Consider the following 19,951-nt stretch of genomic DNA (forward strand, 5'->3'; position numbering starts at 1 on the left):
CAACCTTCAACGTTGCGAAAGTGGCTTTCACAACGCCCGAAGCCGACACGCGCGTAAGCAGCCAAGCACGACACCTTTGCCTGACTACACAAAAAAGGGCCACGCGCGACCGGGATTGGCAGCCGGTCGCGCGTGGCCTCAGGTCCGGCCCGCTGGGGGTTCGAGCCGGGGTTTGGTCTCGGCCGCGCACTGCGGCCGAGCGTCTGGGAAGGAACTAGTTCGGCGTGACGGGCTGACCGCCGAGGGTCACCTCGATGACCTTGCCACCGTTGAGGGTGAACTTGACCTTGTCGTTCGGCGCCCGGGTGCGGATCTCGGCGACGAGCGCGTCCGCGTTGGGGATCGCCCGTTCGTCCAGCTTCGTCACGACGTCACCGGATTTGAGGCCCGCCTTCTCCGCGGGGCTGCCCGGCGAGATCTCACCGAGCTGCGCGCCGCCGGTCGGCGCGGTCTGCACTCGTGCGCCGATGAAGGTCTGCGTCGCCTGGCCGGTGTTGATGATGTCGTCGGCCGTGCGGCGTGCCTGGTCGATCGGGATCGCGAAGCCGATGCCGACGTTGCCGCCGCTTTCGCCGCCCTGGCCCTGCGCGGACTTCGGGCTGTAGATCGCCGAGTTGATGCCGATGACCTGGCCCGCCATGTTCGCGAGCGGGCCGCCGGAGTTGCCCGGGTTGATCGCCGCGTCGGTCTGCACCGCCGACATCACCGTGGTCTGGTCGCCGCCGCCACCGGCGCTCACCGGCCGGTTCAGCGCGCTGACGATGCCCGAAGTGACCGTGCCGGCCAGTTCGAACGGCGAACCGATGGCGACCACCGGCTGCCCGACCCGCAGGTCGTCGGAGCGGCCGAGCTCGACCGGGGTCAGGCCGCTGACACCGCTGACCTTCACCACGGCGATGTCCGTCGTGGGGTCACGCCCGACGACGGTCGCGGTGCCCTTCTTGCCGTCCTGGAACACCGCCTGGATCTGCCCGCCGCCACCGGCGGCGACCTCGACGACGTGGTTGTTGGTCAGGACGTAGCCGTCGGTGCTGAGCACGAAGCCGGAGCCCTCGCCCGCGCCGGACCGGCCGGATACCTGCAGCTCGACCACGCTCGGAGACAGCTTCTGCGCCACCGACTCCACCGAACCGGCGGGCAGGTTGCCCGTCTGCTGGGCGGGCTTCGGCGCGTCGAGGGCGTTCACGGAGGAGCCGCCGGTCGCGTCACCGGTCAGATAACCGACCGTGCCGCCCGCGACCCCGCCGACCACCAGCGCGATCGCCGCGACACCGGCGAGCAGCTTGCCCGAGGTGGACTTCTTCGCCTGGCGCTGCTGCGGGACCGCGTAGACCGACGGACCCGGCTGGGTGAACGGCGGCTGCTGGCCGGGGATCTGGTGTCCCTGGGTGTACGGGTTCTGGTGCTCCGGCGCGGGCGCCTGCTGGGTCTGGGTCTGCGCCTGCTGGGCCTGGGGCGACCACGGGTTGTACTGCTGGTCCGGGGGGTAGGCCTGCTGCGCTCCGGTCTGCGGAGTGGCATGGCCGCCGAGGCCGGTCGCGTCAGGCTGCTGCGGCGCAGGCTGTGCGGCCCAGCTCGCGCTCCGCTCCGCGTCCGGCTGGGTGCCGGCGGGCCGCGCCTTCTCGGCGTCCTGGCCGCTGGGGTCGTTCTCGGTCATGTCCTCACCTTGCGGGATGGTCCTGAGAAGTTCCTGAGCCAAAGCTGTGCATCGCACATGAGTATGGCCCCGTCAGCGGGTGGCGCGCAGCTTGTCCGCGATCTGCTCGGGCGTGGCGTCGTTGATCCACACGGCCATTCCGGACTCCGAGCCCGCCAGGTACTTCAGCTTGTCCTTGGACCGCAGGACCGAGAAGACCTCCAGGTACAGCCAGCCGAGCCCGCGATCGCGTTTGGCGGGCGCCTGGTTCCAGGCCGCGATGTAGGGCAGCGGCCGGTCGTAGAGCCCGTCGCAGCGGCGAAGGACTTCCAGGTAGACGTCGGCGAAGTCGTCGCGCTCGGCGTCCGACAGCGCGGGGATGTCGGGCACCTGGCGATGCGGCACGATCTGGACCTGCACCGGCCAGCGCGCGGCGGGCGGCACGAACGCCGTCCAGTGCTCGCCCGCGGCCACGACCCGCGCCCCGGACTCCCGCTCGGCGGCCAGGACGTCGCCCATCACCGGACGGCCGTGTTCGGCCTCGTAGACGCGCGCGACCTCCAGCATCCGCTCGGTCTTCGGCGTGACGAACGGGTAGCCGTAGATCTGACCGTGCGGGTGATGCAGGGTCACGCCGATCTCTTCGCCGCGGTTCTCGAACGGGAAGACCTGCTCGACACCGTCCATCGCGGACAGTTCGGCGGTGCGATCGGCCCAGGCGTCGACGACCGCGCGGACCTGCTTCGAAGTCAGCCCGGCGAAAGAACCGTCGTGATCACTGGTGAAGCAGACGACCTCGCAGCGGCCGACACCCGGCGCGATCGGCACCAGCCCCAAGCCGTCCACTGTGGACGATTCGCCGATGACGTTGCGGGAGAAGGACGGGAAGCGGTTCTCGAACACCGCGACGTCGTAGTCCGGCTCCGGGATCTCGCTGGGCTTCCCGGGTTTGGTGGGGCACAGCGGGCAAAGGTCGGCGGGCGGTTTGTAGGTCCGCGTCTGCCGGTGCGCGGCCATCGCGACCCATTCGCCGGTCAGCGGGTCGCGCCGGATCTCCGACGCCGCCGCGACCCGCGGCAGGTCTCGCGTGTCCTCGGCGGTGCGCTCGGGCGCTCCGGGCGCGTCGAAGTAGATGATCTCCCGGCCGTCGGCCAGGTGCCTAACCGTGCGCTTCACGCTTCTTCAGCCTCAGCCGTCTCCGCCGTTTCGGCGATCATCAGCTCACCTGCCTGCTCGGTGAGCTTTTCCCTTGCGTTGTCGGACAAACCGTCGTCCGAGACGACGACGTCGGCCTCTTCGAGCCCGGCGATGGTGGAGATGCCGACGATGCCCCATTTGGTGTGATCGGCCAGCACGACCAGCTTGCGGCCCGCTTCGACGAGCGCGCGGTCGGTCTCGGATTCGGTGAGGTTCGGCGTGGTGAACCCGGGGCCGTCGGCCATCCCGTGCACGCCGAGGAAGACGACGTCCAGATGCAGCGACCGCAGGCTCTGCACGGCGACCGGCCCGACGAGCGCGTCCGACGGCGTGCGGACGCCGCCGGTGAGGACCACCGTGCGATCCGGCTGGTTCGCGCCGCGCAGCACGTCGGCGACCTGGATGGAGTTCGTGACGATCGTCAGGCCGGGGACCTCGTCGAGCGCCCTGGCCAGCGTCCAGGTGGTGGTGCCGGCGGAGATGCCGATCGCGGTGCCCGGCCGGACCAGCCCGGCCCCGAGGGCGGCGATGGCTTCCTTCTGGGCGCGCTGGCGCACGGATTTGGCCTCGAAACCCGGCTCGTCGGTGCTCTTGCCGACATTGGAGGTGGCGCCGCCGTAGACCTTCTCGACCAGTCCGCGGGCGGCCAGCACGTCGAGATCGCGGCGCACCGTCATGTCGGAAACGCCCAGCCTCGTGACGAGGTCGCTGACCCGGACCGCCCCGGTCCGGCGCGCCTCCTCGAGGATCACCGCCTGTCGTTGCCGCGCGAGCACGAAGCCTCCGATGACTGCACTGGATCAACTACACAAAATCCTACACGATCAAACAAGGACTTCGTGTGGCAGAGAGGCCGGTTTATTCGGCGGAGGTCTCCTCGGCCTGCTTGACGCCGTCGATCGGGACCCCGCGGAAACTCAACACGAACAGCGCCACGGCGCCGAAGAACAGCGCGATGTCGGCGACGTTCCCGACGAACCAGCCGTTGTAGTCGATGAAGTCGACGACGTGGCCGCGGGCGAACCCGGGCTCGCGGAAAAGGCGGTCGCCCAGATGCGTCGTCGCGCCGCCGAGCAGCAGCCCGAGCGCGATCGCCCAGCCCGCCGAGCGGACCTTGCGCGAGATCCACAGCAGCGCGACCACCGCGACCGCGGCCACGATCGCGAAGATCCAGGTGGAACCGGCGCCGAGCGAGAACGCCGCGCCCGGGTTGTACAGCAGCCGGAACCGGATGAAGTCGCCGATCACCGGGATCGGCGCGCGATCGGTGAGGGCGTCGACGGCCCACCATTTGGTCAGCTGGTCGGCGGCCAGTAGCACCGCGGCCACCAGCAGAGTCCACAGCAGACGGCGGGGCGGCAGCTCAGGCGCGTTCTCGGTGCTCATCACCCGTCAGAGTAATGGCGAGCGCGTTGAGCGCGGCGGGGAAGCCCACGTACACGGCGAGATGCAGGATCGTCTCGACGGCCTCCCTGAGCTCCCCCGCGTCCTTCGCTTCCTGAAGGACGTCCGCCAGCTCCGGGCCCACGCCGCCCTTCGCCGTATACACCGCGATCCGCTTGAGCCGCCGGATCGTTTCGTCGTCCTGGCCGAGGTCACCGCCGACGTTCGTCACGGCGGCACGGTGAAACGCGAGCTGCGCCTCCGCGTAGCCCAGGGTCTCCAGCGCGGCGACCGTCACCAGCTGCCGTTGTGCCAGCGAAAGCCCGGGCCGCTGGTAGACGCCGCCGTAGACGAAAGCGACGGCTTCTCTGCCGTAGTCCGTGGCTTGAACGGCCTCGAACAGCTCCAGCACGGCGGGGTTCTCGACGCCGCCGAGAAGCCTGAGCAGTTCGAGGCCCTTGTCGTGATCACCCATCAGGCAGGGGCCCCGGGGAGTCGCAGCGTCATCAGCGCGCCGCCTTCGGGAGCGCGTCCCGCGTAGACGTCACCGCCGTGGCGCTGTGCCGCGTGCTGGACGATGGCCAGCCCGAGCCCGGAACCGGGCAGCGTCCGCGCCTCGGAGGAACGGTAGAAGCGGTCGAACACCTTCGGCAGGTCCTCGTCGGCGATCCCCGGCCCGGAGTCCTCGACTTCGAGCACCGCGGTGCCGTCGCCGACCGGGTACAGCCGGACCCCGACCGTCGTCCCCTCCGGCGAGAACTTCACCGCGTTGTCCAGCAGGTTCAGCACCGCGCGTTCCAGGGCGCTGGTGTCGCCGGTCAGCACCCACGGCTGGAGCGAGACGTCGAACTCGATCTCGCCCGCGCGGCGGCGTGCCCTGTCCAGCGCGCGTTCGACGACGTCGACCATCTCGACCCGCTCGTGCTCGATCCGCGGCTCGTCCTGGCGCGCGAGTTCGACGAGGTCGCCGATCAGCTGGGTCAGCTCGTCGAGCTGGCCGCGGATGTCAGCCTCGATGTCCGCGCGGTCCTCGTCGGACAGCGTGCGCGCGCCCGGCCTGCTCGCGGACAGCAGCAGCTCCAGGTTGGTGCGCAGTGACGTCAGCGGCGTCCGGAGTTCGTGACCGGCGTCGGCGACGAGCTGGCGTTGCCGTTCCTGCGATTCGGCGACCGTGCCCAGCATCGTGTTGAAACTCTGGGTGAGGCGGGCGAGTTCGTCGTCGCCGCTGACCGGGATCGGCCGCAGGTCACCCGTGGTGGCGACGCGCTCCGCCGCCGACGTCAGTCTGTCGACCGGCCGCAGGCCCGCTCTCGCGACGGCCGTTCCCGCGGCCGCGGCGACCAGGATGCCGGCGCCGCCGATCAGGAACAGGACCACCGAGAGCTCGTTCAAGGTGCGCTTGGTCGGGCCGAGCGACTGGGCGAGCACCATCGCCTGTCCCGCGCCCTGCGGGAGGGCGACGACGCGGCTGTCGGTCTTCGGGTCGGTGCGCAGGGAGAACGGCTTGTCGCCGGAAGCGACCGCGATCTCGTCGTCGCCGTAGGGCGGGCGGCTGCCGGACTGCGGATAGGTCAGCCGGACCTTCTGCCCGACCGTCAGCTGCCCGATCTGCAGGTCCGCGCTGGCCAGGAAGGCCCCGGGCACCTGCTGCAGTTCGGTCTGGACCTGCGGCGATTCGACGGCGGCCCGCGCGCGGGCGAGCAGGTTGTCGTCCACCTGCTGGTAGAGGTTGTCGCGCACGACGAGGTACGCGCCCAGGGACACCAGCGCCACCGCGCCCGCGACCGAAGCGGCCGCGAGCAGCGTCACCCGGCCGCGGAGCGAGAAGCGCCGCGCGCCCCAGCGGTCGCCGCGCGGATCCTTTTCGGACACGTCGACGCCGTGGACCGGGTCGGTCACGGCGGGGTTTCCCGGAGGACGTAGCCCACTCCCCGTACCGTGTGGATCAGCCTCGGTTCGTTCCCAGCCTCGGTCTTTCGGCGCAAGTAGCCGACGTAGACCTCCAGCGCGTTGCCCGACGTCGGGAAGTCGTATCCCCATACTTCCTCCAGGATCCGGCTGCGGGTCAGGACGTGCTTCGGGTAGGAGAGGAACAGTTCGAGGAGGGCGAATTCGGTCCTCGTGAGACTGATCTCCCGCCCGGCACGGCGCACCTCACGCGTCCCCGGGTCCAAGGTGAGGTCCGCGAACGACAGGATCTCGGCGTTCTGTCCCGCCTGCGGGTCCGGGATCGCGCGACGCAGAAGCGCGCGAAGGCGCGCGAGAAGCTCTTCGAGCGCGAAGGGCTTCGGCAAGTAGTCGTCGGCGCCGGCGTCGAGACCGGACACCCGGTCGGACACGGTGTCCCGCGCGGTGAGGACGAGAATCGGCAGGTCGTCACCGGTGCTTCGCAGGCGTCGGGCGACCTCCAGGCCGTCGAGCCGCGGCATCATCACGTCGAGGACCATCGCGTCGGGTCTGTTGGCGATGATCGCTTCCAGGGCCTGCGCGCCGTCCCCGGCCAGTTCCACCTGGTACCCGTTGAACTCAAGGGATCGCCTGAGTGATTCACGGACGGCCCTGTCGTCGTCCACTACGAGGATGCGCATGGCGACAGTCTTACGCAGAGTGCTGAGACTCGCCTAAGAACACACACAGAACCAACAAAGGAAATCCGGCGGTCCACAAGACGTTTCAGCCGGTCTCGGGCCCTTTTGCAACAGGTGCGTTCCATCTGCGCCACAAAGCGAGCATTCGGACCCCCACCACGACGGCAGCTGCTACCACCGTCACCGGCCCCGGCGGCAGTCGCAGAGCGTGACCGATCACGACGAGCACGGCGCCCGCGAGCGCGGCGACCGCGTAGATCTCCTTCCGCAGCACGAGCGGGATTTCCCGCAGGAGGAGATCACGCACAGCGCCGCCGCCGATACCCGTCGTCATCCCGATCAGGCACGCCGCGTAGGGAGTGGCGCCCGCGTTCAACGCGATGGTGGTCCCGGCCGTCGCGAACACCCCGAGCCCGAGCGCGTCCGCGAGCAGCACGCCGCGCCGCAGCTTCGCGATCTGCGGGTGGAAGACGAACACGACCAGCGCCGTCCCGCCGCAGACCGCGAGGTACGGCCAGGTCCGCAGCGTCGTCGGCGGTGTGATCCCGAGCAGGACGTCACGGATGACCCCGCCGCCGAGCGCGGTCGTGAGCCCGACGACGACCACCCCGAAGACGTCCAACCTGGATCGCACCGCCGCGAGCGCCCCCGAAGCGGCGAACGCGATCAAGCCGAGGAACTCGAGCGCGGTGAGGATCATTACTGGTCGAGCAGGCCACCGCGGTAGGCAAGCAGCGCGGCCTGCACCCGGTTCGCCGCGCCGATCTTGGACAGGACGGCCGAGACGTAGCCCTTGACCGTGGCCTCGGACAGGTGCAGGCGCCCGCCGATCTCGGCGTTGGACAGCCCCTGACCGATCAGCCCGACGACCTCACGCTCCCGTTCGGACAGCGACGCGAGCAACTTGCGCGCCGGCTGCGCGGCCCGCTGCTCGTCCCGATGCGACTGGACCATGCGCGCCGCGACCCCGGGGTCGAGCACCGCGCCCCCGCGCGCGAGGTCCCGGACGGCCCTGAGCAGCGCCGCCGGGTCGATGTCCTTCAGGAGGAAGCCGTTGGCCCCGAGCCTGAGCGCGAGACTGACGTAGTCGTCGATGTCGAACGTGGTCAACATGGCCACGGTCGGCGGATCCGGCAACGCGAGAATGGCCCTGAGCGCGCGAATGCCGTCGTCAGGCGCCCGCATCTTGATGTCGAGCAACGCGACGTCGGGGTGGTATCGCCGGGCGACCTCGACCGCTGATCTCCCGTCGCTCGCCTCGCCCACGATCTCGATGTCGGCAGCGCCGGACATCATGGCACGCAGGCCCGAGCGGACCAGTTCCTCGTCGTCGGCGAACATGAGCTTGATCAACGAAGCCCTCCGGCAGCCGGGGGAGCGGCGTCTCGCGTCCCGTTAACGAAGATTACCTACTGTTGTTCAGGGTTTCGAAACCAGACACGTACGAGTGACCCTCCCGGGTCATCTGTGTCGATCTAGCTCTCGATTCAGACCCTGTTTTCCTGCGTGTGAGTGTGCGTCCTCGGGGACGGATCCGCAGGTCGAGTGTCACTAGGCGGCCAGTGTCTCTTCTTGGTCGCGGGTTTCCCGGCCTGCTCGCGCGCAACCGCCGTTCGGGGGGTTCCGGGCTTTCACCGGGCTGGCCGCTTGCTCCGCCCGGATGCGACTTGCGCCCTCACGCTCGGGCCGCTCCGGTCACCCGGTAGGCTGCGCCTGGCAGTACATGCCCTCGTAGCTCAGGGGATAGAGCACCGCTCTCCTAAAGCGGGTGTCGCAGGTTCGAATCCTGCCGGGGGCACACTCAGAGACTAGGCGTCGAACTGACGCGCGTACTTCTAAACAGATCTGGTATCTGCGATGACGATCATCGCTTCTTGACCCGCCGAAGCGTCTGCACGACCGGGCCCGCTCAAGCTCGGGAATCGCTGCCCGGTCGCGACACTGACGTGGCGGATTGGCTCCCGCGCGACATCTGATCTACAAGAACGCGCTAAGCACCGACTGCCGGCTCGGCCGTTCCGCATATCAGCGACAACATGTCTGTCATGAACGGCCAGTGGCCAGTAACAGCTATTGGTTCACACACGACGCAAGACACCAGTTTGGACAAGACCGGAGAGCTCGGCGAAGTCGGCGGGGGCAGTCTATTGAGCACGAGCGAGGGTGATACCGTCCCTCCTCCGTGTAACTCAACCCCATCTTCCACCGATTGATTCTCCGCCATACTTTCCTAGCGTGGAGGTTCCATGTCGGTCGCGGACATGAACAGGTTGGTCACCAAACTGTTCTGCGACAGCACATCTCGCTACGGCGGCTTCCGAGTTCCCGGCGACGGCGAAGCGCAGGGCATCGAGCTGCTGGATGACACGCTCTATCGGTACAACCTCGAGGACGCGACGTCATTGACGCCGATGACAGTTCAGTTCTACACCGACGTGACTGGTCTGGGCGAAGGGTTATGGAAGCAAGAATTGCGTGTCCTTCGACGCGTAGCCGCGTTGCGGCACCCCGCCTTGCCCGAGGTGGTCCGCGGCGGGCACATCGATGAAGCGATGACGAAGGACTTCGGGATCCATGGCTGCGCCTTCGTGGTGACCAGATCCGGAACCAACCAGCTGTACGACGACTCCGACACCGAGTACGGGATGCGCGCGGGCTTGCGCGCCGTCGTCGAATACCTGCAACAACACCGCCAGATCGCGGTCGCCCACTTTATGGCGCTCGCTGACGCCCTTTTCTTGCTGCACGACTTGGGAATCGTGCACCGCAACATCTGGCCAGGAACAGTCGCCCGGACAGCCGGTGACGACGGCGGTGACCAGCTCATGCTGAGCCGGTTCGAGATGAGCAGCCTACTGTCGAACCTGCTGCGCTCCTCCCTGCTCGACGCCAACGAGCGCGCCGAGCAGGCGCGGCAGCTGATTCTGACTCAGGGCGGTGATGCGCTGGCCTACTTCTCTCCCGAACGCATCCGGTTCCTGCTGGTCAAGGGCGCGCGATTGGAAGACCACCGGTCCGATATCTACGGCTTGGGCACCATGGTCGCCGAATGGCTGACTGGACCGATTCCCGAGGAGCTGCTTGTCGCGGTGCACGCGGCGCTGGCGACCGGCCCCGACCTTGATGCCCTGCTGGCCGCGGCACGTCAGATCAACCAGCACCTGATCAGTGCGTTGCGAGTGCTGCCCAGCCCTCTCGCTACGCTCCTTTCGGACATGCTCGCCTGGGACAAGCCGACCGCGCGGCCGAGTGCCGCTGAGGTGGTCGGGCGCCTCAGCGATCATTACGAGCGGCTGACCGTAGAGAACGACGACAGCACCGGCGCACCGCACCTCCTGGTGTTCATGCCGGGCGAGTGCAGGGAAACTCTGCTCAAATGGGAGCTGGTCGACCTGGACCCGGCAACTTCCCAAGGCCGGATCGAAACCAGCGAGTACATCCTCAAGGACCTCAAGGAAGCCCGCGTACTGCACATGCCGGGCGGCGCCGCGCAGTTCGCTCCCGGCAACAACGTCGAGAAGATGCGCGCGGCGGACCAGCTCCTGCTTGGCCGTCACGTGGCGTGGTTCTGCCGGTACTATGCACCCGACCTGGGCTTCGGGCGATTGGGCAAACCAGACGAACGTGCTTTGCTGCTCGCCTTCCCCGTTCGTCTGGACTCCGCCCGCGGGCGGAGCTTGCAGGTAGCCGTCGAGCGGGCGAAGAAACGACGATGGGCGCCTGAGGTCGAGATCGTCGCGAGCGACATCCATAGAACGGAGCTCAGCTCGTGGCTCGACCGCAGCCCTTCCTGGAAACCCATATTGGCCGCGGTCCACGACGCCGCGCCACAGACGAAAGCCGAACGCGACTTCACGCAGGCGTTCGACTGGCTCCTCCAGTTCCGGCGGACCGAATTGGAGGCACGGCAGTACCCGTACATAGCCGATGGGGTGGGCGAACAAGACCGGATCGTGCTGCGCTACGACGAGGAACGCGACCGCCGGTGGCGGTTCAGCTCGGCGATGGCGACGGCGTTCGCCAACGATCGGCAGTTGCGCCCACGCATGGGTGACTTCTTCGCTGGCGCGAGCAACGAAGACGGTTCTGTCACGGTATCGCTGCGTCCCGACGAGGACGGTGCCCCAGCACGGCGCGTAGCGTTCTTGGGCGACTGCGTGGATGCGAGAAACGAGAACGTCGAAGTGGCGGCGGGGCAACGATCGGCCGCGGTTCCGGAACGCGGTTGGATCAGCCTGTCAGACGACTTCGGTTCGTGGGTGGCATTGAACCGGGAGGAACATGCGCGGTGGGACATGCTCAGCAACCGAGTGCTGGTCGATCAGCTGGCGCGGCCGAACGGGGAGAGTCCCCGGCGGCTGACCAGGACCAGCGCCAAGGAGGCCGTTGCCGAGGCGCTCAGCGGGACGGAGCCGTTGTTCGCCCTCCAAGGACCTCCCGGCACCGGCAAGACCGAAGTCACCTCGGACGCGGTGGTCGAGTTCCTGAAGCACGAACCCGGTGCCCGGGTGCTGGTGTCCACTCAATCGAATTTTGCCCTGGACAACATCGCCGAACGGCTTCTGCGAAAACTCGGCCTGCTCGCTTCGCACAAACCTGTGGCAGACGAGAAGGGAGATGTGGTCGCCGTCCGCGCGACGAGCGCTCGCGGCGAGAGCAAGGTAGACCAGGTTGTCGAACCTTTCCTTATCAACCAACTTGCCGAGCGTAAGCAGCACCATGTGATCTCAGAGGTGAGGAAGCAGAAGGACAAGGAAACCGACGGATATACCCAGGCACTTCTCGCGGACTGGGCCGCAGTCGTGCAAGACAGCCTGCCGGAGCTGATCGACCGTGTTCACCGTGCGGCCAACCTGGTCTTCGCCACCTGCTCCACGGCGACGCCGACCGCCTTGGCGCGTTCGGTGGCCGCCGAAACCTTCGACTGGGTGGTAATCGAGGAAGCCGCCAAGGCGTGGCCGACAGAACTGGCGATCCCGCTGGCCCGTGGCACCCGCTGGGCGCTCGTCGGAGATCACCGCCAGCTGCCCGCACACCGACGGCGAGAGGTCGTGCGGTTTCTCGAGTGGTGCAGCACGTCAAGCGACGACGACCTCAAGCTGCACGGCGAACGTCTCGACGAGTACATCAAGGTGTTCGACCTGTTCGGCAACCTGTTCCAGGTCACCCTGGAAAAAACGGTGGTGAACCCACCTCGGCACACGCTGCAGAAGCAGTTCCGCATGCGGCAAGCCATCGGCCAGGTCGTCAGCCGGGCTTTCTACCCCGTGACCCCGATCCAGCCGGACGAGCACGTCGACGTCACCGCCGAAGGTTTGCTGAGCACCGGCCGCGACGACACCCCCGTCCTTCGCCATCCGCGCACCCTGGCCAACCATGCCGTGGTGTGGCTGGACACAACCGGCACCACCGACTGCACCGACGAGCCGGCCTGGCGGAATCCGGGCGAAGTGCGCATCATCAACGAACTTCTCGAAACCTTACGTCCGCAGCCCCACCCGAAGAAGGACGGCTACAGTGAGCACCCGCTCGCCGTTCTGACTCCCTACCGGCAACAGCTGGATCTGTTGAAGAGTTGGGGCAAAATCCGCCCTTACGCGTCGACGATCCACGCATTTCAGGGCAGGGAGGCCAACGTCGTGGTCGTCTCACTCGTCCGTGATCAGCAACGAGGCCCCAGCGGTCAGCCCTCGCTCAGCATCGGGCACCTTGGCGAGGCTGAACTGGTCAACGTGCTGTTTTCGCGAGCCCGCGAACACCTGGTGATCGTCGGCTCGTTCCGCCACTTCCAGCACTACGGCGGAGCGCGGTGGGCGGATGTGTGCCAGCTGGTCAACCAGTTCGGCAAAGTCGTACCTGTCTCGCAGGCTGCGGACGTCTGATGCCCGGAATCCGGATCTACCTCCCCTACCAATCCGTACCGGTACGAGCGAGACTCGGCTACGGCACCGAGCTCTCCCGGATGGAGATCATGGTCCTGCGGACCGTGGTCGAGACATGGCGGAAGCCCGGCGACGACGCAGAAGGCGCGCCCAGGGGCGTGAACCTGAGCAGGCTGAACTACCTGCTGCAGCTGGGCCGGCGGATGACCCTAGACCTGGTGTTCGACCTGTGGCGGCGCGAGCACATCACCCTTGATCTATACACCGGCACAGTCGCGCCTTCTCCGGCGGTTGTGGAAGCGTTCAGAGACGGCGCACAAAGCCAGCTCGCTGGTGGCGAGTACAAGCTGGAGAACGTCACCGTGTGGTTGGACCGGGTGAGCGGTCACCTCACGGGACGCACCGGGCACACCCGCCCACCAGATCGGGATCTGGTCGTACCGCCGGATACCTTGTTCGCGGCCACCATGGACGATGTACGCGGCAGTGATGTGGTGCGCGCCGTCCAGGAAATGCTCGAGGATCAGCAGCACTACGACGCCACCGGTCTCAGTGCGCGAGGCCGCGCGCTCCGGGTGATGGAGACGAAGCTTCCGCTCTCCTCGCATACGCAGATGACGTCCCGGACCACCTATCTGCCAGTGGACATCACCGTACGGCGGGACCCAGAAAGCGATGTTGTGCGAGTCACCGCGGTGCAGGACTCGCGACGGGGTCAAGTCCACTGTGAACGTATCAGTTCCCTGTTGACGCAGTTCGTGGAACAGCGGCCGAACCACAAGTTCTCCCGCCGGCTTCAGGCCTCGCTCGAAACCCGGCTCACCAACCCGCCGACGATGGAACGGAGCGTGGCAAGGCTCGAGGCGCTGGCCGAACAGGCGCTGACCGCTGCGGCCGGTAACCGTACGGCGGTCCACGAACAGCTCGTCGACGCGATCCAGACCGCGCGTGGTCAGGTCAATTTCCGGGTGTCTGGCGAGGCACAAGTTAAGCCGATGGGCACGGAGAAAGAATGCCGCGACGAAGCAAGGGCCATGATCAGTCGCGCCGAACGACAAGTCGTCCTCGTGGCATCCACCGTTCGCTACGACGGTTTGGCCGATCTCTTGCCCGCGCTGAGTGACGTCGCGCGGCGAGGCGTCCAGATCGTGCTGCTCTGGGGGCAGCGGCATGACGACCGCATCGAGAGCCGCGCGGAAAACATCTTGGAAGAACTCCGCTTAGCGGCCAAGGCGGAGCAGTTCAATCCGTCCACCTTGGTCGTGGCTCGCAGATCGGCCAACACCAATGTCGACATGATCATCGCGGACAATCGCGAAGCTCTTGTAGGCGGATCTCGCTACCTCGGCCTGCGCAATGACGTCCAGCAGCTCGGCGTGATCGTCGAAGCGGTCGGCGAGGACAGCTGCGAGCCCGTCGAAGGACTTCTGCGCTGGGTACGCCGTTCGATGCCCGATGGCGCGACGGCCGCACGCGTGTTCTTCCGTAGTCGCGACTTCGTCGGTGGCACGGAAGAACTTGTACCGGCGGCTGACCGGCTGAATTGGTCCGACCTGCCGTCCGCGCTTGGCCGTGACGCGGTCTCCGACGCCGCCGTCCGCGGCTGGGCACTGGCGTGGCGCCGCTGCTCGGCCGAGATTCGGCAGACGCTGGCAGCACGACGATGGCCATCGGTGACGCTGATCGAGAACGCCGCCCACCGTGAGGCGCTTTGGGACGGCTTGCGTACAGCGACCTCACAGGTCCTGATTTCCAGCGAATTCCTCGCCTCCAGCGTGGTCACGCCCAAGCTCGTCGAGGTTCTGCGACAGCGAATCCGCGCCGGTGTTCAGATTCAAGTGTCCTATTATCACCAGCGGAAGGGGTCCGACAAGGCTGTCAGTATGCTGGCGGCCCTCACGACCGAAGGCTCGAGCGGCTTCGCGTTCAAGCGTGTGCAGTCAGCTGCCCGTGCCCTCGTCTGTGACGATGACGTTGTCGTGGGTAACTTCGACTTCCTCTCACATGAAGGCTTCTACACCGGCCAGCCCGGACGGCGCCCCGCGGCTGAGATCGGATTGCGAATCTCTGGTGGAGGCTTCGCCGCGCAGACCGCCGCATTGCTCGGCGCACCCGTTCTTCGGAGACAGCGACCTGCCGCAAACAAACTAGACCAGGTCGATCACCACTCTCATCAGTTGCTGCTGGCTCTGGAAAGTCAGGTCAGTCCGGTCGACCGGAACGCGTTGATCAGCCAGGCCGTCCGTACGGGTGACTCCCTGCGCCTGCTGGCCGACCTCCGTGAAGCCAGTGCGCCGGACGACGTGCTCCGGGTCGCCGTCGCCTCGGCGTTGCGCAACCGCCTGGCCGACACGGCGCCCAAGCTGCAGGTCTGGGCTGATTGGCTGGTTGACGACCTTTGGGCAAACTACCGTTTCGCAGAAGCGTGGATCATTCGAAGGTCCCTGCCGGATGGCCTGTTGCCGCTGCCCATCGTCGCAGCCGCAGCCGCAGCGGAAACTCCCTACGTAGCGGAAGCTCTGGCCACCGCGTCGCTAGCGGATCAACTCACCACCGCGCAAGCGGCCGCATTGGTCTCCCTGGCAGCCCGGCAGGTTCTCGCCTGGCCTCTGCTACCTCAGCAGCCGAGCGTGCCTCCGCTCGTTGCCAACGAGGTGCGCGAGGTTTTGGTGCTCCTCTCCGGGTTGAAAGTGCTCAGCGACGACTGGCGAGCTCTCGCCGACCTGGTGGTGCAGTGCCCACCGGAAATCGATGATCCCGGTCTCGCCGCCATCGCCCGGCGTCAGCTCGCCCATCGGCATCGCGACGGAAAGGTCGCGGAGGCCTGGGACGGGGCCGACGAGACGCTGCGGTCGCTGGCCGGCACGTCCTTCACCTTCGAGGCCGGACTCAAGACCCACGCCCGCCTGATGCACGAGAACGGCCTTTTCGGGCGACTGCGAACCATTGTGGACAATCGCGATCTCACGGCCCTAACGCATTGGACCCGAGCGGAAGAAGTCAACGATCTCGCCGAATTCCTCGACCAGACCACCGCACAGGTGATGCTTGGGCGCAAGAACAACGTGATCCATAGCAGCAAACGTCGCGCCTACCTCGATAGGCTCAAGCTCGTGCGGGCAGCTGCACTGACCGTCGCGTCGTTCGACGATGAACATGCGGATCCCCGCACTTCGTACCTGCTGACGCGGGCGCAACCGGTCGCCGAGCGTCTCGCTGGGCTCTGGCCGAACCTTTGCGCGGACCTCGACAACCACCCTCGCCTGGAACGGCGGCTCACCGAACACGGGCTGGGCGCCATCTCCACCATCAGCGAATGGGGCGGCCATGTTTATCACTGACCAAGATGACTTCAAGGACGTGATCCGGGCCTGGCCGGAGGTGTGGCGCCAGCCGAAACTGTTCGGCCTGGCCATCGCCCCCGGGCCGCTGAGCGGACTGGACGCCGCCTCTGCCGTCCTTGAGGGCTTGGAGACCGAAGTCTTCGACGTCGCTGACAGCTTTCACTGGCTGTTGGAGGCGGGCGACTTCCGGGCGTGCCGTGCGCTCCTGGCTCTTCCGGCCGCCGGAATGGCCGACGAGCGGCGCAGCGCTCTGGACGAACAGATCAACCGGTCGATAGCGACGATCCGGACCAGCTTGCTGCCACGCTCGCACCGTTTGGTCAAGCGTGCCGAGACCTTAGGCATTCGTCTGGATCCGGAGGAGTGGGCGAAAGCCCTGACGGATAGCAAACAGGAAGCTCTTGACCTCCTCGACCGCATACAGTTCAAGCTCGACAAAGAGGCCGAGCAGCGGGCAGTCGCCGTGGAATCCCGCTTCGCGGGCTTGCCCGACGAGCGTACGCGAGTGGCCAAGGCATGCCTGGCGAATGGTGAATACGCTGTCGCGCAGCGAGTTGTCGAACAAACAGACTTCCAGCCCTGGCTGAGCAGTCCGACGACCGTACGGAGGCCGCAGACGTGGCCGTTCCAGAACACCTCCAATGAGGAAGTCCTGCGCTGGTTCGCCGGGGAGGCACCCTCTCCTTCAGACTTCGAAGATTACTTGCCCGCGAAATCGGACAGCAAGGGCAGAGCACTCGTGACCGCGTTGCATGACGTGGCCACAAGCCTGACGGCTGACCACGTGGCCAGTTTGGCGGCGGCCCTCGACGGGTTCGTCCAGGATGCGCCGATCAACCATCACCCGCGTCCTGCGGAGAACGGCTTCCAGGTCGATCTGTGCGGACTCAACGATCCTCGGCTGCCGTGGCTGGCCCTCCCCGCTCGAGTATGTCTGCACGTCGGACAGACGCCGCCGTCCGCGGGCGGCAAACCGCGGATTTGGTTGCCGATCGGCGAGGACCGTCCTGACCTGCCCGAAAGCGTTGTACTGCTCGAGCCTAATGTCCTCTTCGCGCTTGTGGAGCCGGACGGTCAGGATCAGGCCCCTACCATGCAGTGGCGGCGGATCAACATCCTTCGTCACCTCTGCATGCAGCTGCCCTTCGACCAGGTCGCCGACACCTCCGGCACCGACCTCGGAGAGGAAGGCGACATCCTGATCGCTCTGCAGTGGATGTTCGACATGCTCGGCTATCAGCCGGCTCCAGAGGTGCCGGACATGGTGCTGTACTACACCGCAGGCATACCGGACGCTCTCACCGCGCTGGTGCGCGAACTGAGCCGGACGGTTACCAGCCGCCCGCAACTCACCCACGATCACCTGACCGCGCTACGAGACAACCACGAGTCGGTACGGGCCATCCGAGACGCGGTCTTCGCCCCGCTCGACGTCGACCTTCACGCGAAGGTGGTGTTCGGCGCTCTGCTTGCCCGCGCCGCAACCCTCGGCACGAGCCGTATCAGCCCGAACGACTTGGCGGCCGAAGTCGACCGCCTCAACGACATCGTCTGTGACGAGGTCGAACGCGATGAAGCGCGTCGACGTGAGCTGCCGCCGGAACGCGTCGACATGGCGGACGCGATCGACCGGATCGAAACGGCCGGCCTGGTGACCGGAGGCACCCAGATAGTGCTGGCGGGAGAAGGTCTGGTGGCTCTCCTTGCGAACGACGATCTGATCGCATGGTCGGTCGCGGAGCTGCGCCGACTCCACGACGTTCATGACCTGCTCGAAGAGAACGCGCGACTGCTTCTTCTCAATCGCACGACTCGACAGAACCTTCACGCGACCAAGGGCTACAAATACGCGCTGGAACAGTTGAAGTACGCGTTAAACCAGGCTGTCGATCCAGATGAGCGCAGGACTCTGACCCAGCAGGTCAAGCACATCGAAGAAATCATCGACGAATACGAGGCGATCCAGCGGGGGGACGTCCAGCAGCTGCTACGGACCACTACTTTCGACGTCGCCGAGCTCGTCTCCGACTTCGCGCAAAGCGAGCGTCACACTGGACGGCTGGCGATCCACGTGAACAATCAGGTGGGCACGACGGCCGAGGTGTCGGCCATCAGGTTGCTAGTGCGGCTGGCGCTCGTCGATCTGGCGCTGAACGCGGCACAGGCGATGGACGCCGCGAAGGTCACGAACCGGCAGATGCAGCTCACCGTCCGTCAAGCCGACCGGGGTGATCAATGCTTCGCGGTGATCGATGTCGAGGACAGCGGGCCGGGCTTTGGCAACGTCGACAACACTGCCCTGGACCAGCTGCGCAAGCAGAATGATATGCCTGGCGGAGAGGGACTCCGGAACGTCCAACGCAACTTGGAGGCGTGCCGCGGCAAGCTGGAGCGGGTGGCAACTCGTTCCAGCCTCGGTGGAGCACACCTGCTCATCTGGCTTCCGTTGTCGAGCTAGCGACCGGCCTCTGAGATGAGCTTCGCCACGGTCTGGTAGAGCGGGACCACGGTCTTGTTCTCATCGTTGTGTTTTGCGATCACCGTGCTGACGCCGAGCCGCTTCCGGATGCTGTGCCAGTCCTCGAACGGCAATTCAGCCGACATCAGCACGGTTGGCATGTCCGGCCGGAGCCGTTTCAGATCTTGCAGGACGATCTCACCGCCAGCGTCCGTCATGCTGTCCTTGAGATGGAGGTCGACCAGCGCGCAGTCGTAGTCGAGAGCATGTCCTCCTTTGATCATGGCCGACCACTGACCGAGCGAAGTCACCTTGTCACAGTCGTAACCCCCACCGAAGGCAGCGATGAGCTCGGAAGCGATCTTATCGTCGACGACGAGCACACGCTTGCGCGGCGGGCTGGGAAGGCGGTCCTGGCTTCGCCATCCGCCGGATTCAGACGGAAAGGTCTCACAGAACCGGTTCCACGAAGTCAACGCACTCCGTTGCTCGCCCGGCAGGCCGCGGACCACGTCCACGAGCTTGTCACGCGCCGAACGAACATCCGCCCAAGCGCTCGCGCGTAGCCGGGAGCGGTCCGACCAAGGACTGTCACGCCAAAGCGCAAGTAAAGCGTCGAGCTCGGCGACGGACTGCTCCGACTTGGCGACAACCTCCTTTAATCGGTCACAGAAAAACAATGCATCGACACGCTTTTCGGCAACGTGCAAAATATAATTACCCTTTGCGCCAGGCTTCGGCACAGTGACGTAATTCCGGAGCTTCATGATCGCCTGCGCGAACGCGTTGTCACTGCGATTGTCATTCGACCACAGGGCTTCGAGCAACCACTCTTTGGGTCGCCCCGCTTCGCCAGCCAGAGCAAGGGCAGCCAACATGTCACCGATCAGCGGCGGAAGCTTCGCCCAAGTCCCATCCTGACGCCGAACTTGAGCTCTTCCGAGAATAGACACCTCGAAGTCAGCAATCAGGCCCGCGATCTCGCAACTCATTGGCTCAGCATACCTGAACAGCAGTTATGAACGCTCGATGAGCACGCCTCTGAGATTCAGGTTTGCACCACGCAGGCGCTCCACCGAAAGATCATAACTAACCTCCTTAGAGTGGTCACCGTTCCGGGCGCACTCTTCCCACCATGAAGAGATCACGTATTCCACAAGCGGCCACCGGCAGCGTGTCGTCCACGGCGCTGATCACCGCTGCCGTCACCACTAATTCACCCTGGCTGTACGGCCTCGCGGCCGTCGTCGGGGCAGCACCTTGGATCGGCTCCATGATCTGGCGCAGCATGTTCGCAAGGAAGTCGACCGCAGTTCGCCGGGATCTACTCGAACTCGCGAGGATCGAGCAGAAACGATGAAGCAAACCCGAGAACTCTGGCATGACTGTAAGCATCTATCAATCCGCCTTTACGGAAAAGATCGAACCGGAAGGAGATTCAACCCGCCATGCCTGTCCGCCGG

The 19,951-nt window shown here is 66.2% G+C and carries 14 protein-coding genes and 1 tRNA gene; 4 read left to right on the forward strand and 11 right to left on the reverse strand.

Translation table 11 applies throughout. The features are described from left to right. Window positions 1-214 precede the first annotated feature (214 nt). The 9 genes from CFP71_RS07605 to CFP71_RS07645 form a co-directional block, all read right to left on the reverse strand. Window positions 215-1,657: a S1C family serine protease gene (locus CFP71_RS07605; protein ID WP_093933118.1), complete on the reverse strand. Its 1,443-nt coding sequence runs from the start codon at window positions 1,655-1,657 to the stop codon at window positions 215-217. A gap of 72 nt (window positions 1,658-1,729) precedes the next feature. Beyond that, window positions 1,730-2,812, reverse strand: a complete 1,083-nt coding sequence (gene galT, locus CFP71_RS07610; protein WP_093933119.1) for a galactose-1-phosphate uridylyltransferase — start codon at window positions 2,810-2,812, stop codon at window positions 1,730-1,732. Then, window positions 2,809-3,609, reverse strand: a complete 801-nt coding sequence (locus CFP71_RS07615; RefSeq protein WP_093933120.1) for a DeoR/GlpR family DNA-binding transcription regulator — start codon at window positions 3,607-3,609, stop codon at window positions 2,809-2,811. Before CFP71_RS07615 ends, galT begins: the two co-directional genes overlap by 4 nt. Before the next feature lie 82 nt (window positions 3,610-3,691). Then, complete coding sequence (gene lspA, locus CFP71_RS07620; protein ID WP_093933121.1) at window positions 3,692-4,219, reverse strand: signal peptidase II; 528 nt, start codon at window positions 4,217-4,219, stop codon at window positions 3,692-3,694. Further along, window positions 4,197-4,691, reverse strand: a complete 495-nt coding sequence (locus CFP71_RS07625; RefSeq protein WP_093933122.1) for a carboxymuconolactone decarboxylase family protein — start codon at window positions 4,689-4,691, stop codon at window positions 4,197-4,199. Before CFP71_RS07625 ends, lspA begins: the two co-directional genes overlap by 23 nt. Beyond that, window positions 4,691-6,115 carry a HAMP domain-containing sensor histidine kinase gene (locus tag CFP71_RS07630; RefSeq protein ID WP_093933123.1) on the reverse strand — a complete coding sequence of 475 codons (1,425 nt, stop codon included), beginning with the start codon at window positions 6,113-6,115 and terminating at the stop codon, window positions 4,691-4,693. The genes CFP71_RS07625 and CFP71_RS07630 overlap by 1 nt, the downstream gene beginning before the upstream one ends. Further along, window positions 6,112-6,804, reverse strand: a complete 693-nt coding sequence (locus CFP71_RS07635) for a response regulator transcription factor (RefSeq protein ID WP_020631674.1) — start codon at window positions 6,802-6,804, stop codon at window positions 6,112-6,114. The genes CFP71_RS07630 and CFP71_RS07635 overlap by 4 nt, the downstream gene beginning before the upstream one ends. Before the next feature lie 85 nt (window positions 6,805-6,889). Beyond that, on the reverse strand, window positions 6,890-7,504 hold the full coding sequence (locus CFP71_RS07640; RefSeq protein ID WP_093933124.1) for a trimeric intracellular cation channel family protein: 615 nt from the start codon (window positions 7,502-7,504) through the stop codon (window positions 6,890-6,892). Further along, window positions 7,504-8,157: a response regulator gene (locus CFP71_RS07645; RefSeq protein ID WP_005155565.1), complete on the reverse strand. Its 654-nt coding sequence runs from the start codon at window positions 8,155-8,157 to the stop codon at window positions 7,504-7,506. Before CFP71_RS07645 ends, CFP71_RS07640 begins: the two co-directional genes overlap by 1 nt. Window positions 8,158-8,529: 372 nt before the next feature. On the opposite strand from CFP71_RS07645, the gene CFP71_RS07650 reads away from it, so the two are divergent. From CFP71_RS07650 to CFP71_RS07665, 4 genes are all read left to right on the forward strand, one after another. Then, window positions 8,530-8,602 (forward strand) — tRNA-Arg (locus CFP71_RS07650). Window positions 8,603-9,050: 448 nt separating this feature from the next. Further along, window positions 9,051-12,686, forward strand: coding sequence for an AAA domain-containing protein (locus CFP71_RS07655; protein ID WP_093933125.1), 3,636 nt, complete (start codon window positions 9,051-9,053; stop codon window positions 12,684-12,686). A gap of 80 nt (window positions 12,687-12,766) precedes the next feature. After that, window positions 12,767-16,027, forward strand: coding sequence for a phospholipase D-like domain-containing protein (locus CFP71_RS07660; RefSeq protein ID WP_143267047.1), 3,261 nt, complete (start codon window positions 12,767-12,769; stop codon window positions 16,025-16,027). Continuing rightward, the gene (locus CFP71_RS07665; RefSeq protein WP_093933127.1) at window positions 16,014-18,488 is read left to right on the forward strand and encodes an ATP-binding protein; all 2,475 of its coding nucleotides are present in this window, start codon (window positions 16,014-16,016) and stop codon (window positions 18,486-18,488) included. The genes CFP71_RS07660 and CFP71_RS07665 overlap by 14 nt, the downstream gene beginning before the upstream one ends. Here the strand turns inward: CFP71_RS07665 and CFP71_RS43400 are convergent. Together CFP71_RS43400 and CFP71_RS07675 are read right to left on the reverse strand one after the other, a co-directional pair. Then, window positions 18,485-19,480 (reverse strand): DNA-binding transcriptional response regulator, encoded by a 996-nt coding sequence (locus CFP71_RS43400; RefSeq protein ID WP_143267048.1) that lies wholly within the window; start codon window positions 19,478-19,480, stop codon window positions 18,485-18,487. The two genes, CFP71_RS07665 and CFP71_RS43400, sit on opposite strands and share 4 nt — an antisense overlap. Before the next feature lie 115 nt (window positions 19,481-19,595). After that, entirely contained in the window at window positions 19,596-19,871 is a 276-nt protein-coding gene (locus CFP71_RS07675; RefSeq protein WP_143267049.1) for a hypothetical protein, read from the reverse strand. Window positions 19,872-19,951 lie beyond the last annotated feature (80 nt).

This window comes from Amycolatopsis thailandensis (genome assembly GCF_002234405.1).
Lineage (GTDB): Bacteria > Actinomycetota > Actinomycetes > Mycobacteriales > Pseudonocardiaceae > Amycolatopsis > Amycolatopsis thailandensis.